The organism is Streptomyces sp. ALI-76-A (assembly GCF_030287445.1).
In the GTDB taxonomy this organism is placed as follows: Bacteria; Actinomycetota; Actinomycetes; order Streptomycetales; family Streptomycetaceae; genus Streptomyces.
Map to the genome: position 1 here is coordinate 3,868,381 of NZ_JASVWB010000002.1, position 13,515 is coordinate 3,881,895.

Annotated in this window: 11 protein-coding genes, 1 tRNA gene and 2 pseudogenes; 7 read left to right on the forward strand and 7 right to left on the reverse strand. The window is 71.8% G+C overall.

Features of this window, described 5'->3' with window-relative positions; translation table 11 throughout:
• Positions 1-128: 128 nt before the first annotated feature.
• Together QQS16_RS18125 and QQS16_RS18130 are read right to left on the reverse strand one after the other, a co-directional pair.
• On the reverse strand, positions 129-1,022 hold the full coding sequence (locus tag QQS16_RS18125; RefSeq protein ID WP_286062868.1) for a MurR/RpiR family transcriptional regulator: 894 nt from the start codon (positions 1,020-1,022) through the stop codon (positions 129-131).
• Entirely contained in the window at positions 1,019-2,527 is a 1,509-nt protein-coding gene (locus tag QQS16_RS18130; protein WP_286062870.1) for an aromatic amino acid ammonia-lyase, read from the reverse strand. Before QQS16_RS18130 ends, QQS16_RS18125 begins: the two co-directional genes overlap by 4 nt.
• 141 nt (positions 2,528-2,668) lie before the next feature.
• Between QQS16_RS18130 and QQS16_RS18135 the strand changes: the two are divergent.
• The 3 genes and pseudogenes from QQS16_RS18135 to QQS16_RS18145 form a co-directional block, all read left to right on the forward strand.
• A pseudogene (locus QQS16_RS18135) lies at positions 2,669-3,160 on the forward strand (ATP-binding cassette domain-containing protein); the annotation flags it as partial.
• A pseudogene (locus QQS16_RS18140) lies at positions 3,144-3,575 on the forward strand (glycine betaine ABC transporter substrate-binding protein); the annotation flags it as partial. The pseudogenes QQS16_RS18135 and QQS16_RS18140, both read left to right, overlap by 17 nt.
• Positions 3,576-3,660: 85 nt before the next feature.
• On the forward strand, positions 3,661-4,092 hold the full coding sequence (locus QQS16_RS18145) for a hypothetical protein (RefSeq protein WP_286066369.1): 432 nt from the start codon (positions 3,661-3,663) through the stop codon (positions 4,090-4,092).
• A 594-nt stretch (positions 4,093-4,686) separates the two neighbouring features.
• Here the strand turns inward: QQS16_RS18145 and QQS16_RS18150 are convergent.
• The gene (locus QQS16_RS18150) at positions 4,687-6,075 is read right to left on the reverse strand and encodes a cystathionine beta-synthase (RefSeq protein WP_286062872.1); all 1,389 of its coding nucleotides are present in this window, start codon (positions 6,073-6,075) and stop codon (positions 4,687-4,689) included.
• 160 nt (positions 6,076-6,235) lie between these two features.
• Between QQS16_RS18150 and QQS16_RS18155 the strand changes: the two genes are divergently transcribed.
• From QQS16_RS18155 to QQS16_RS18165, 3 genes are all read left to right on the forward strand, one after another.
• Positions 6,236-7,270: an SGNH/GDSL hydrolase family protein gene (locus QQS16_RS18155; protein ID WP_286062873.1), complete on the forward strand. Its 1,035-nt coding sequence runs from the start codon at positions 6,236-6,238 to the stop codon at positions 7,268-7,270.
• Positions 7,271-7,525: 255 nt separating this feature from the next.
• On the forward strand, positions 7,526-8,746 hold the full coding sequence (locus QQS16_RS18160; protein WP_286062874.1) for an acetyl-CoA C-acetyltransferase: 1,221 nt from the start codon (positions 7,526-7,528) through the stop codon (positions 8,744-8,746).
• A 286-nt stretch (positions 8,747-9,032) separates the two neighbouring features.
• Complete coding sequence (locus tag QQS16_RS18165; RefSeq protein WP_286062876.1) at positions 9,033-9,815, forward strand: hypothetical protein; 783 nt, start codon at positions 9,033-9,035, stop codon at positions 9,813-9,815.
• Positions 9,816-9,888: 73 nt separating this feature from the next.
• On the opposite strand, the gene QQS16_RS18170 is transcribed toward QQS16_RS18165, so the two are convergent.
• A complete protein-coding gene (locus QQS16_RS18170) occupies positions 9,889-10,200 on the reverse strand; it encodes a hypothetical protein (protein WP_286062878.1) in 312 nt (103 codons plus the stop codon).
• 104 nt (positions 10,201-10,304) lie between these two features.
• Between QQS16_RS18170 and QQS16_RS18175 the strand changes: the two genes are divergently transcribed.
• Positions 10,305-10,535 (forward strand): DUF4287 domain-containing protein, encoded by a 231-nt coding sequence (locus QQS16_RS18175; RefSeq protein ID WP_286062880.1) that lies wholly within the window; start codon positions 10,305-10,307, stop codon positions 10,533-10,535.
• A 63-nt stretch (positions 10,536-10,598) separates the two neighbouring features.
• On the opposite strand, the gene QQS16_RS18180 is transcribed toward QQS16_RS18175, so the two are convergent.
• From QQS16_RS18180 to QQS16_RS18190, 3 genes are all read right to left on the reverse strand, one after another.
• Positions 10,599-11,495, reverse strand: coding sequence for a Bax inhibitor-1/YccA family protein (locus QQS16_RS18180; RefSeq protein ID WP_286062881.1), 897 nt, complete (start codon positions 11,493-11,495; stop codon positions 10,599-10,601).
• Between the two features lie 227 nt (positions 11,496-11,722).
• Entirely contained in the window at positions 11,723-12,898 is a 1,176-nt protein-coding gene (locus QQS16_RS18185; protein WP_286062883.1) for a 4-hydroxybenzoate 3-monooxygenase, read from the reverse strand.
• 360 nt (positions 12,899-13,258) lie between these two features.
• Positions 13,259-13,342: transfer RNA gene (locus tag QQS16_RS18190), tRNA-Leu, on the reverse strand.
• Between the last annotated feature and the right edge of the window lie 173 nt (positions 13,343-13,515).

The following is a 13,515-nucleotide window of genomic DNA, read 5'->3' on the forward strand; positions in this document are numbered from 1 at the left end:
TCCGCCTCCTCGTCGCTCCGGCACTCCTGCCCGACAGCATTTTCCGCGTCATGTCCGGCGTCGGACAGACCGTCGGGAAGATTATCGGCAGAACGTGAGACGAGTCTGAGAAGGCGCCCCGGTCGCCGTCACTCCACGAACAGCCCCCGCGCCGCCGCCTTCGCGTCGAACTCCTCCAGCCGGGCCTGCGCGTCCGGCAGGTCGTCGCACATCGCCTCCAGCAGGACCCGGCCCAGCAGCATCGGCGCGCAGGCCGTGTCGAAGGCGAGCCCGGTGCCGACGGCGGCCGGCAGCAGCAGGTCGGACACCTTGGCGACCGGCGCGAAGGCGGAGTCGGCCACCGTCACCACGGTCAGCCCCGCCTCCCTGGCGTAGGTGAGCGTGTCCACGACCTCGCGGGGGTGCCGGGGCAGCGCGAAGCACAGCAGCGTGGTGGCGCCCGCCCGGACGGCGGCGTCGATCCGGTCGTGGATCATCGTGCCGCCCTCGTTGAGCAGCCGTACGTCCGGGTGGACCTTGGCGGCGAAGTACGCGAAGCCGTAGGCCTGCGAGGCCGCCGCCCGCAGCCCGAGCACGGCCAGCGGGCGGGAGGCCGCGAGCAGCCGCCCCGCCCTGCGCACCGGCCGGGGGTCGGCCAGCACCTCCGCGAGATGCCGCAGGTTCTCGATCTCGGCCTCGACGGCCTGCTGGTACTCGTTGTAGGACGCCGAGGCCGCCGTCTGTTCGGTGGGCGCGACCTCGCGCAGGTGCCTGCGCAGGGCGGGGTAGCCGTCGAAGCCGAGGGCGACCGCGAAGCGGGTGACGGAGGGCTGGCTGACGCCGGCCAGTTCGGCCAGTTCCACGCTGGAAAGGAACGGCACGTCGACGGCGCGCCGCACCATGCTGTGGGCGATGCGCCGCTGGGTCGGCGTCAGCCGGTGCCCCTCGAACAGCGCCTGAAGCCGGGCGGCGGGACTGTCCGGCACACCCGCACCAGCCCCCGTCTCCACGTCCACCGCGCCCGTCCTCGTGTCCGCGCTCATGCCCCGCTCCCCCTCCAGATGTCCGTGAACCGGTCGAGCAGTGCGGCCGCCGCCGTCACGTCGTGCGTGAGCGGCCGGTCGGCCGGGTCCTCGTCGAGCACCGACTCGGCGAGGTCCAGCGCGCGGCCCACCCCGAGCTCCGGGTCGGGCCGCAGGCCGCGCTGGCGCAACGCCCGGACGGCGGCGACGAGTTCGCAGCCGACGACGAGACGGTACGCGTCGCACGCGCGCAGTGTCTGGCGGGCGGCGAGCGAGGCGAAGCTGGCCTGTTCCTCGACGCCCCGGGAGAGTACAGCGTGACCGAGGGAGGCGGGCGCGGAGAAGGCCCGCAGGTCGCCGAGGGCTGCCCCGGCGGCGTACTCCAGGATCATCACGCCGGAGGAGGCGGGCTCGGGGTCGGCGAGGAAGGGCCGCAGCCTGGTGAACGCGGGTTCGTTCAGGGTGGACAGGCGGGACGTCGACAGGCGGGCCACCTGCGTCAGGGCCAGCCGGAAGTGGTCCAGCGCGAGGGCGAGCTGCGCCTGGTAGAAGCCGCCGTGGTGGTAGGCGGCCAGATCCTCGGGGCAGATCAGCGGGTTCTCGGCGGCGGCGTTGATCTCGATCGTGAGCACGCCGTCCAGCGCGTCGGCCGCGTCGTGCGCCGGACCGTGGATCTGGGGCAGGCAGCGGAAGCCGTACGGGTCCTGGATCCGGCCGAGCGGCGGGGTGGGCCGGTCGGCGGCGCCGATCAGCTCCCGCATGCGGCGGGCGACCTCGCTGGAGCCGCGGTGCGGGCGGGCGGCGTGCACGGGGGCGGCGTAGGCCTCGTGCGAGCCGTCGACGGCGAGCAGGGAGAGGGCGCCGACGACCTGGGTGGCCTCCAGGAGTCCGCGCAGTTCGTGCAGGGCGAGCGCGGACTGGCCGAGGGTGAGGGCGTTGCTGCTGATGAAGGCGAGGGCGTCGTTGTTGTCGAGCGGCTGGGCCTCGGGGGCGCCCGCCCCCCGCCAGGGGTGCTCGCCGGCCAGTGCGAGACCGGCCTGGGCGAGGGCGGCGATGTCGCCGGTGCCGACGGACCCGAACTCGTTGACGACGGGGTACGTTCCGCTCTCCAGCGCCTCGCACAGCGCCGTGACGACGGTGGGCCGCAGGCCGGCGCCGCCCGCCAGCAGCTGGTTGGCGCGGACCGCGAGCATCGCGCGCACCTGCCGGGCGGGCAGTTCCTCACCGATGGCCCCGGCGTGGCTGCGCAGCAGCCGCAGGCCGTGCTCGGCGGCCGCGTCGGTGGGCACGTCCTCGTTCCGGTTGGCGCCCACGCCGGTGGAGCGGCCGTAGACGCGGCCGGTCGCGGCGATCCGGCGGGCGGCGTCCCAGGACTCCTCGACGCGCCGCATCCCCTCGCCCCTGAGGACCGGCCGCGCGGCCCCTTCGGCGAGGCGTACGACGTCGGCGACGCCGAGAGCGACCCCGTCGAGGACCACGAGGGCAGAACCCGCAGTCCGCGGTGGGTCCACGATCTGAGACGACATCAAGCCCAAACCCTCCTTCAACCGGACGGTGGATCTTGCCTCTCGGTCATCCGTTACCTCGGATTAACGTCGAGGCGTTGACAACCTATTCACCTACCGAGAACTCTGCATGACGTTATACAGCCGGGCAAGGGACATCTCATGATCCAGTTCGAATCGGTCCACAAGCGCTTCCCCAACGGCACGACCGCAGTGCACGACCTCTCCCTGGACATGCCGGAAGGCGGCGTGACCGTCCTCGTCGGATCCTCCGGTTGCGGCAAGACGACCACCCTGCGGATGATCAACCGGATGGTCGAACCGACCTCCGGCACCGTCCGGGTCGGCGGCAAGGACGTCCAGCGGCAGGACGCCGCCGAACTGCGCCGCTCGATCGGATACGTCATCCAGCAGTCGGGCCTCTTCCCGCACCGCACGGTGCTCGACAACATCGCCACCGTGCCGCTGCTGCTGGGACACGGCCGCCGCAGGGCACGGGCCCGGGCGGCCGACCTCCTCGAATCCGTCGGCCTCGCCCCCGAGTCCGGCCGCCGCTACCCGCACCAGCTCTCCGGCGGGCAGCAGCAGCGCGTCGGCGTCGCCCGCGCGCTCGCCGCAGACCCGCCGGTACTGCTCGCAGAACGGCAGGCTGGTCATCGGGGCCGCGCCGGAGGTGAAGACCCGCCAGGTGGGCGTGGTCGGCCTGAAGGACGTCTACGGGGTCGGCTTCGAGGAGTTCAAGTCGCTCGACTCCTCCGGCCCGCTGGTGAAGGGCGCCCTGAAGAAGGGCGACGTGGACGTGGCGAACCTGTTCACCACGGACACCGACATCGTGGCCAACGACTGGGTGGTGCTGTCGGACCCGAAGAACCTCATCCCGGGTCAGCACATCGTCCCCCTCATCGCCGACCGCAAGGCCGACTCCACCCTGCGCAGGGCGCTCGCCCGCCTCGGCAACGTCCTCACCACCGCCCAGCTCACCGAGCTCAACCGCCAGGTCGACAAGGACAAGAAGGACCCGGAGGACGTGGCGAACGCGTACGCGAAGCAGCACGGGCTCACGGGGTGAGCGGGGGTCCGCCAGCGTCGGAGGAGGGGGGATATCCCCAGTGCGGTCGGTCCGGCCGCTGCCTACCGTGGACCGCATGACCGGAATGGACGCGCGGGACACCGAATTCAAGAAGGAACTCGACGCCACCCTCCAGGCCCGCAGGGAGCTGGGCGACGAGTACGAGTCCGCGCTGGTCGACTCGTTCCTGGAGAAGGTCGACCAGCGCATCGACGGCGCCGTGGAGCGCCGGGTGCGCCGGCAGATGGCCGAGCAGCAGATGGTGGTGGCCCGGGGTTCCCGGTCGCCGAAGCCCACGGACTCCTGGGGCGAGCGCTTCGGCTTCGGCATCGTCTCGCTGATCCTGGCGATCCCGCTGTCCGCGATCGGCGGCGGTGTCGCCCACCTCCCCGGCCTGCTAGTCGCCTGGGCCGGCATCGTGGGCGTCAACGCCTTCCAGGCCGCCCGCACCCACCCCGAACTCTTCCGCGGCCGGCGCCACCGCGAGTCCGCCAAGGACGACGCCTGGGAGGACTGACCTCCCGCCCGCGGGCCTGCCGGACGGCGGCACCACGAACTGCCGCGGACACGCGCGGACTTGCGCGGGTGCGTGCGAGGTGCCGCGGACGCGCGTACTCCCGGGCGGATCCCTGTGACCGGCCGCGGATCGCGTGCTCCGGTGCGGATACCCGTGGACTGCCTTCAGAGGCGCGGGGGATGACGGAACGCCGGGTGTCATGTCACGGGGCCGTGGGGGGTGTGGGGCGACGGGCCGCACGGGCCGGCGTCCGCCCCGGGAAAGAGTTGTGCGCGGGGACCGCCGCACCCCCGATACCGGGGGGCGGGACGACGGCGGTCCCCGCGAAGGACGCGGGCCGGGTCAGGGCCAGGCTTACGCGTCCCAGGCGTCTGTGGAGGTCCGGGAGCCGCTCCGGAGGTCCGTGACGCCGTTTGGGTGCCGGCGGGGGCGGGGAGCCGCTCCCGCCCTGCCGACATCCACCAATGTGCCGGACGCGTGTTAAGCGTGTGCTGCGTGGACGTGACGCGCTCGTACCACTTCCGCGAAGTTCACCGATCGGCCGGAAGGCCGCAAGTTCGCCGCGGCCACGCGCCGTTCACCGGACGTTTCCCGCTACTTCGCGCCCTTGGCGAGGAAGGCCAGCAGGTCCTGCCGACTGATCACACCGGTCGGCTTGCCCTCGACGAGGACGATCGCCGCGTCCGCCGCGCCGAGCACGGACATCAGGTCCGCGACCGGCTCGCCGGAGCCGACCTGCGGCAGCGGCGGCGACATGTGCTTCTCCAGCGGGTCCTCCAGCGAGGCCCGCTGGGCGAACAGCGCGTTGAGCAGCTCCCGTTCCACCACCGACCCGACGACCTCCGCCGCCATGACGTCCGGGTGACCGGCGCCGGGCTTGACGATCGGCATCTGCGAGACGCCGTACTCGCGCAGCACCTCGATGGCCTGGCCGACGGTCTCGTCGGGGTGCATGTGGACGAGGGACGGGATGGCCCCGTGCTCCTTGTCGTTCAGCACGTCACCGACGCGGGCGCTGGGGCCCTCGTCCTCCAGGAAGCCGTAGTCGGCCATCCACTCGTCGTTGAAGATCTTGCTGAGGTAGCCGCGGCCGCTGTCGGGGAGCAGGACGACCACGACATCCTCCTCGCCGAGCCGCTCGGCGACCCGCAGCGCGGCCACCACGGCCATCCCGCAGGAGCCGCCCACCAGCAGCCCCTCCTCCTTGGCCAGCCGCCGGGTCATCTGGAAGGAGTCCTTGTCGGACACCGCCACGATCTCGTCGGCGACGGTCCGGTCGTAGGCGGTGGGCCAGAAGTCCTCACCGACACCCTCGACGAGGTACGGCCGCCCGGAGCCGCCCGAGTACACCGAGCCCTCGGGGTCCGCGCCGACGACCCGCACCCGGCCGTCGCTGGCTTCCTTCAGATACCGCCCGGTCCCGGAGATGGTCCCGCCGGTGCCCACACCCGTCACGAAGTGGGTGATCCGCCCCTCGGTCTGCTCCCACAGCTCGGGACCGGTCGAGTGGTAGTGGGAGAGCGGGTTGTGGGGGTTGGAGTACTGGTCGGGCTTCCACGCGCCGGGCGTCTCCCGGACCAGCCGGTCGGAGACGTTGTAGTAGGAGTCGGGGTGCTCCGGGTCCACGGCGGTCGGGCACACGACCACCTCCGCCCCGTACGCCCGCAGCACGTTGATCTTGTCGGTGCTCACCTTGTCGGGGCACACGAAGATGCACTTGTACCCCTTCTGCTGCGCCACGATGGCGAGCCCGACGCCGGTGTTCCCGCTGGTCGGCTCGACGATCGTGCCCCCGGGCTTGAGCGCGCCGCTCTCCTCCGCGGCCTCGATCATCCGCAGGGCGATGCGGTCCTTCACGGAACCGCCGGGGTTGAAGTACTCCACCTTGGCCAGGACGGTCGCCCGAATGCCCTTGGTCACGCTGTTGAGCCTCACGAGCGGGGTGTTGCCGACGAGGCTGATCATCGAGTCGTGGAATTGCACCGTTGTCTCCGGATGCTTGCAAAAGAAATGGTCGTGGCTGTTCCGCCAGCCTAGGGCTTCCCCGGCATCCGTGACGGTCGTTCACTCCCCGTTGAGATTGGGCCACGGTCCGTACGGGGCAAGGAGTGGATGTAGGGCTACGAGGAGGTGGCGGCGACGCATGACAAGCATGTCGAGGGCGAGGGTGGCCCGGCGGATCGCGGCCGGTGCCGCTTACGGCGGTGGCGGGATCGGTGTGGCCGGCGCGGCGGCCGTGGGCCTGTTGCTGGCGGAGGTGCGGCTGGCGAGGCGACAGGTGAGCAACGGCGGCACGGCACCGCACGTCCCTCAGGCGGAGGGACGGTACGGCCACGCCTACACCGTCCCCGACGAACCGCCCCTGCGTCTGGTGATGCTGGGCGACTCCACGGCCGCGGGCCAGGGCGTCCACCGGGCCGGCCAGACCCCGGGCGCGCTGCTGGCGTCGGGCCTGGCGGCGGTGGCGGAACGCCCGGTGGAACTGCGTAACGTCGCGCTGACCGGGGCCACCTCCGACGACCTCGACCGCCAGGTGGCCCTGACGCTGTCCGACCCGGCCCGGGTGCCCGACATCTGCGTGATCATGATCGGCGCGAACGACGTCACGCACCGGATGCCGGCCACCCGCTCGGTCCGCCATCTGTCGACGGCGGTCCGCCGGCTGCGCACGGCCGGCGCGGAGGTGGTGGTCGGCACCTGCCCCGACCTGGGCACCATCGAGCCGGTGCAGCAGCCGTTGCGCTGGCTGGCCCGCCGGGCCTCCCGGCAGCTGGCGGCCGCCCAGACGATCGGGGCCGTGGAGCAGGGCGGCCGTACGGTGTCGCTGGGCGATCTGCTGGGCCCGGAGTTCGAGGCGAACCCGCGGGAGCTGTTCGGACCCGACCACTACCACCCCTCCGCGGAGGGGTACGCCACGGCGGCCATGGCGGTGCTGCCGACGGTCTGCGCGGCGCTGGGCCTGTGGCCGGCGGAGGAGGACCGCCCGGACGCCTCCCGCCGCGAGGGTTTCCTGCCGGTGGCCCGTGCCGCGGCGGAGGCCGCGTCGGAGGCCGGCACGGAGGTCGCGGCCGCGATGCCGAGCGGACCGAAGGGACCATGGGCACTGCTCAAGCGGCGTCGGCGCCGGCGGGTGGCGGTGGCCGAGCCGGCCCCGGCCCCGGTCACCCCGTCCCCCTGAGGCGCGCCACCGGGGGCCCCGCCGAGGCGGGGCCCCCACCCGTGCCCGGCCCGGGTGGGCGCGGGACGCCTCCCTCCCCGGCCCGGACGCCCCTCCCGGCCCCCGGCCGGAAAAGCAAGCGCTTAGTAAACTGCGGCCAGGGTCACACCGCGATACCCGTGACCGAGCCCATACGTACGGGTAACTTCCCACACAGCGCCGCCCGATCCCTTCGACGAGGCGCCGCGCGCCGCCCCTTCCCGACTGGAGCCGTTGATGCCCGAAGCCGTGATCGTCTCGACCGCCCGCTCCCCCATCGGCCGCGCCTTCAAGGGCTCCCTCAAGGACCTGCGCCCTGACGACCTCACCGCCACGATCATCCAGGCCGCCCTCGCCAAGGTCCCCGAGCTGGACCCGAGGGACATCGACGACCTGATGCTCGGCTGCGGCCTGCCCGGCGGCGAGCAGGGCAACAACCTGGGCCGCATCGTCGCCGTGCAGATGGGCATGGACCACCTCCCCGGCTGCACGGTCACCCGGTACTGCTCCTCGTCCCTCCAGACCAGCCGCATGGCCCTGCACGCCATCAAGGCCGGTGAGGGCGACGTGTTCGTCTCGGCCGGCGTCGAGATGGTCTCGCGCTTCGTCAAGGGCAACTCCGACAGCCTGCCGGACACGCACAACCCCTTCTTCGCGGAGGCCGAGGCCCGCACCGCCGCGGTCGCGGAGCAGGAGGGCACCACCTGGCACGACCCGCGCGAGGACGGCCTGGTGCCGGACGCCTACATCGCGATGGGCCAGACCGCCGAGAACCTGGCCCGCCTGAAGGGCGTCACCCGCCAGGACATGGACGAGTTCGGCGTCCGCTCGCAGAACCTCGCCGAGGAAGCCCTGAAGAACGGCTTCTGGGAGCGCGAGATCACCCCGGTCACCACCCCCGACGGCACGGTGGTCGCCAAGGACGACGGCCCCCGCGCCGGCGTCACCCTGGACGGCGTCCAGGGCCTCAAGCCCGTCTTCCGCCCCGACGGCATGGTCACCGCCGCCAACTGCTGCCCGCTGAACGACGGCGCCGCCGCGCTCGTCATCATGAGCGACACCAAGGCCCGCGAGCTCGGCCTGACCCCGCTCGCCCGCATCGTCTCCACCGGCGTCTCCGGCCTCTCCCCCGAGATCATGGGCCTCGGCCCGGTGGACGCGTCCCAGCAGGCCCTGCGCCGGGCCGGACTGTCCGTCGACGACATCGACCTGGTCGAGATCAACGAGGCGTTCGCCGCCCAGGTGATCCCCTCCTACCGCGAGCTGGGCATCCCGCTGGAGAAGCTGAACGTCAACGGCGGCGCCATCGCGGTCGGCCACCCCTTCGGCATGACCGGCGCCCGCATCACCGGCACGCTCATCAACTCCCTCCAGTTCCATGACAAGCAGTTCGGCCTGGAGACGATGTGCGTCGGCGGCGGCCAGGGCATGGCGATGGTCATCGAGCGCCTGAGCTGACGGCCCCACCCGCTCAACCACCCGTAGCCGTACGGGAACCCAGCGTCACCCTCCGGCCCGGAACCCAGGAATCACCAAGGTTCCGGGCCGATTTGTGATCCAATCTCCCCCAGGATGTGACCTATCTCCCTCGGGACGGGATTTACGCAGGTCACCTCCACTTCAACCAGGTACCCCCAGCTCAAAGTCATGTCCGATTCGTGACGTTACGCACTGACAGCGGGTTAGTCCGCCCTTCAAGCTGATGTAGGAAGTCGGGGGTCGACTTTGAACCGGGAGTACGTCAGTGAGCGCCATGCCGATCGCCTTGCTGGTCACCACGGCCGCCACCGGTGCCGTGGGCGTCGCCGTCCTGCGCACCCTCATGGTCCTGCGCCGGCAGGTCGCCGCCCTGCACACCGAGATCGCCAAGGGCAACGCCAAGGCCGCGCGGACCTTCGTGCCCGCCGCCCGCCCCGCCGGCGACGTCGACGAGATACGGGCCGCCGTGGCCGAGGCGCTCGCCGAGGAGCGGGAGCGCGAGCTCGCCGAGGCGCGGGCGTTCTGGGCCGCCCAGGAGACCCGGGACACCTCGGAGGCGCCCACGCTGCTGGGACTGCCGGACAGTGAGATGTTCCTGCCCCGGCAGGCCGACTTCGTGGGCCTGGAGGCGGTGACCGAGTCCGGCGCGGACGCCGACGAGTTCGCCGGGGACTCCCCGGAACTGGCCGCGGCCCGCCGCCGCCACCCCTCCCACCCGGACTTCGTCCCGGTCGCGTCGCCGGTCGTGGGCGACCACGAGCGCACGGTGGCCACCCTGGAGGAACTGGCGGCCTCCGGCACCGAACTGGCCGACGTCCGACCCGGCCCCCTGGGCACCCTCGACGTCTACGTCTTCGCCGACGGCACCACACTCTGCATGACCCCGGGCCACCGTGAGACGGCGGAACGCCTGGCAGCGGCGCTGCGCGCGGGTGAGACCCCGATACTGCTGGGCGGCTCCGGCGTCTCCGGCGCGTACACGCTCACGTTCGCCTGCGGCGAGGAGAGCATCTACATCCTGGCGGACCGGGTCATAGCGAGCCTGTGAGGCGCGGGGCCCCGGCCCCGCCCGCGGGGCGCGGGGACTGCCCGCCCCCGGGCCCGCGGCGGGCGCGGCGCCCTCAGACGCCCGCCCGCTTCTGCGCGTCCGCGACCAGCGCCAGCGCGTCCTCGACCTCGGCGTCGGTGGAGAGCACCAGCGCCAGATCGTGCACGGCCACGGTGATCTGGTCGGCCGCGGCGAACATCCCGGCGTCGGGCATCTCCCGCGGCTCCGCCTCGGGCGCCTCCACGGCCTGCGCCCACCGGGCGAACTCCCTGGCCAGTCCCAGGGCCTCCGCGGCGGCCCCCCGCTGCAACCGACTCTGCGGGGCGGCCCGCAGACGGTCGGCAAAGTGATCCACCGCTCGGGTCAGACGCGTCGTATCCACCACGCCGCGAGCGTACGCGTCCCACCGCGACTGTTGCCAACGGGCGAACCCTCAGGCACGGTGACCTGAAGGACCGGCTTACATCCCCTTTGCGTCCGGAGGCGCCGATGTCCCACGTCCTCTCCGAGGAGACCCACCGCAACATGCTCGCCCGCATCCCCCACTGCACCGGTCGTGAAGTGTCCGACTGGCTGCGCACCGTCGACGAAGGCCCGGCTCTCTTCCGCTTCGAGGAGAAGGTCAGCTGGCTCCGCCACGAACACAACCTCGCGTACGGCCACGCGAAGGCGATCATCCACGAGTACGACCTGAGGAGGGCCGCGCGCAAATTCGCCTAGGCGCGCCCATGACGAAGGGCCCCGGGTCGGTGACCCGGGGCCCTCTCACGCGCGCGGGGCGCGCTAGTCGCTGCTGTTGAGGATCGCGATGATCCTCAGGAACTCCATGTAGATCCACACCAGCGTCAGCGTCAGGCCGAAGGCCGCCAGCCACGCCTCCTCGCGCGGCGCGCCGTACGCGATGCCGTCCTCGACCTGCTTGAAGTCCAGGGCGAGGAAGCAGGCACCCAGCAGGATGCCGATGACACCGAAGACGATGCCGAGCGGGCCGCTGCGGAAGCCGAGGCCGTCACCGCCGCCGAAGACCGCGAACAGCAGGTTCACCATCATCAGCAGGACGAAGCCGAGCGCGGCCGCCATGACGAATCCGTAGAACCGGCGGTTGACGCGGATCCAGCCCGCCTTGTACGCCACCAGTACACCGGCGAAGACCGCCATGGTGCCGATCACGGCCTGCATGGCCGCACCGTCGGCGATGCGGTTGTCGACGATGTTCGACAGGACGCCGAGGAAGACGCCCTCGAAGGCGGCGTACGTCAGGATCAGCGCGGGCGAGGCCTTGCGCTTGAAGGACTGGACAAGCGCCAGGACCATGCCGATCAGCGCGGCACCGATACCGATGCCGTACGAGCGGCTGATGTTCGCGTCGTCGATGGGCAGCAGTGCCCAGGCGAGCGTGGCCGTGACGATCAGGACGCCGAGCGTGGTGCCGGTGCGCAGGATGACGTCGTCGATGGTCATGCGACCGGCGGTGACGGGTGCCTGCGGCGGCGCGCCCTGCTGAAGGTTCTGCTGCGCGTAGGGGTTCTGCGCGTACGGGTTGCCGGCCTGCGGCTGCGCGTACGGGTTGCCCTGCGTGCCCACAGCCGCGCCCCCGGCCTGCGGCGCGGTGTTGAAGCCCGCGTAGCCGTTGTCGCGGCTGAACCCCCGTCGCGAGAAGACCGGGTTGCTGCTCCTCATTTCACTCCTCCATGGCCACGTGTGTGGGGCCTTGGGCTCAAGAGTAATAGGTAGGCAAAGGAATGACCCTAGTGCTTGGGGAGGATCTTTCCCTCGTTGTGCTGCGCAACACGCTACGCGGGCCCTTGATTCCCGGCCACGGAGGGGCGCTTTCATGACCGGGCCGGGACACGGCCGGGACCGGTCGGAGACCCACCGCCCCGTTCAGCCGAACGGAGGGCCTCCGATCAGCCGAACGGGAACCCGGTGTAGGCCTCGGCCAGGTCGGTCTCGGCGGCCCGGGAGGAGGCGATCCGCTCCAGCCGGGCCAGCTGGAGGCGGTCCTCGAAGGGAGTGGCGTCGGGGGCGCGGTGCAGGAGGCTCGTCATGTCGTAGCTGAACCGTTCGGCCTGCCACACACGGCGCAGACAGGTCGCCGAGTAGGCGTCGAGCAGTTCCGGCGAGCCCTTCTCCCGCTCGTACGCCAGGGCCCGCGCGAAGGTCACGACGTCCCCGACGGCCAGGTTGAGTCCCTTGGCCCCGGTGGGCGGCACGATGTGGGCGGCGTCCCCGGCCAGGAAGAGGCGGCCGTACCGCATGGGCTCGTGGACGTAGGAGCGCATCGGGGTGACCGACTTCTGGGTGACCGGGCCCCGCTCCAGGCGCCAGCCGTCGGCGGTCTCGAAGCGGCGCTCCAGCTCCGCCCAGATCGCGTCGTCGCTCCAGGACCCGGCGTCCGTGCCCTCCGGGACCTGGAGATAGAGGCGGGAGACGGCCGGGGAGCGCATGGACAGCAGGGCGAAGCCGCGGTCGTGGCGGGCGTAGACCAGCTCGTCGTGCGAGGGCGGGACGTCGGCGAGGATGCCGAGCCAGCCGAAGGGGTACGTCCGTTCGAAGGTGCGGGACAGTGCGGCGGGGACCGCCTTGCGCGCCACACCCCAGAAGCCGTCGCAGCCGACGACGTAGTCGCACTCCAGGACGTCCTCGCGGCCCTCGTGCCGGAAGCGGACGCGTGGCCGGTCCGTGTCGGCGTCCTCGACGCCGAGCGCCTCCGCCTCGAACAGCAGGGGGCCGCCCTCGGCGAGCTGGAGGGCGATGAGGTCCTTGCAGACCTCGGTCTGGGCGTAGACCATCACCGAGCGGCCGCCGGTGAGGGCGGGGAAGTCGACGCGGTGACGCTGCTTTGCGAATCTCAGTTCGATTCCGTCGTGACGCAGGCCCTCCCGGTCCATGCGCTCCCCGGCGCCGGCCTCGCGCAGCACGTCGACCGTGCCCTGCTCCAGGATCCCGGCCCGCTGCCGGTGCTCGACATAGGCGCGGTCACGGCTCTCCAGGACGACCGAGTCGACGCCCGCGTCGTGGAGCAGCCGGGCCAGGAGCAGACCGGCCGGCCCGGCTCCGATGATGCCGACGGTGGTGCGCATCGACCAGCCTCTCTGTTCGCCGCAGGTTCCGTGGGGCATCGCCTGTGGATCGCCCGTGCGGGGTGTTCGTGCGGAGTGATGCGTTCGTGCGGAGTGACGTATTCGTGAGGAGTGACGTGCTCGTGCGGGGATCGTTGGTGCGGAAGCCGTTCGGGTGGTGACACGCGTGGCGAACAGTTTGTTCGCATGGTGAAATTCTCTTCACCCGCTCCCGGGCATGAGTCTGCGACCGCGTGCGCCCGCTGTCAACGGTCGCGTGGTCTGCGGTGAACGGTCGCGCGGTCTGCGGTCACGCGGACGACGGGGATGCGGTGAACTGGATGCGGTGAACTCTTCAATGGAGGGTGCACGAGTCGGAAGTGCCCGGAGCCGGACTTGAACCGGCACGCCCGCGAAGGGGCAGCGAGGTTTAAGCTCGCCGTGTCTGCATTCCACCATCCGGGCAGGCCATGGGCTCCGCATCGAGGTTCCGAGCCTATCGGGATACCTCCCGCCGGCATCGGGCGGGCGAACCCATGTTGTCTTATTTTATTGGCGCCTGAGGGAGCATCAGCCCCCGGTACACGCCGTCCGCACTTGCCAACAGCCTGGCGCGCACCCCCCGGCCGCGCATGCGG

Bases quoted from the DNA above. Each gene is read 5' to 3' on its own strand.
- QQS16_RS18155 (WP_286062873.1), top strand. From the start codon at position 6,236: ATGACAAGCATGTCGAGGGCGAGGGTGGCCCGGCGGATCGCGGCCGGT.
- QQS16_RS18130 (WP_286062870.1), bottom strand. From the start codon at position 2,527: ATGTCGTCTCAGATCGTGGACCCACCGCGGACTGCGGGTTCTGCCCTC.
- QQS16_RS18175 (WP_286062880.1), top strand. From the start codon at position 10,305: ATGTCCCACGTCCTCTCCGAGGAGACCCACCGCAACATGCTCGCCCGC.
- QQS16_RS18145 (WP_286066369.1), top strand. From the start codon at position 3,661: ATGGACGCGCGGGACACCGAATTCAAGAAGGAACTCGACGCCACCCTC.
- QQS16_RS18185 (WP_286062883.1), bottom strand. From the start codon at position 12,898: ATGCGCACCACCGTCGGCATCATCGGAGCCGGGCCGGCCGGTCTGCTC.
- QQS16_RS18180 (WP_286062881.1), bottom strand. From the start codon at position 11,495: ATGAGGAGCAGCAACCCGGTCTTCTCGCGACGGGGGTTCAGCCGCGAC.
- QQS16_RS18160 (WP_286062874.1), top strand. From the start codon at position 7,526: ATGCCCGAAGCCGTGATCGTCTCGACCGCCCGCTCCCCCATCGGCCGC.
- QQS16_RS18125 (WP_286062868.1), bottom strand. From the start codon at position 1,022: ATGAGCGCGGACACGAGGACGGGCGCGGTGGACGTGGAGACGGGGGCT.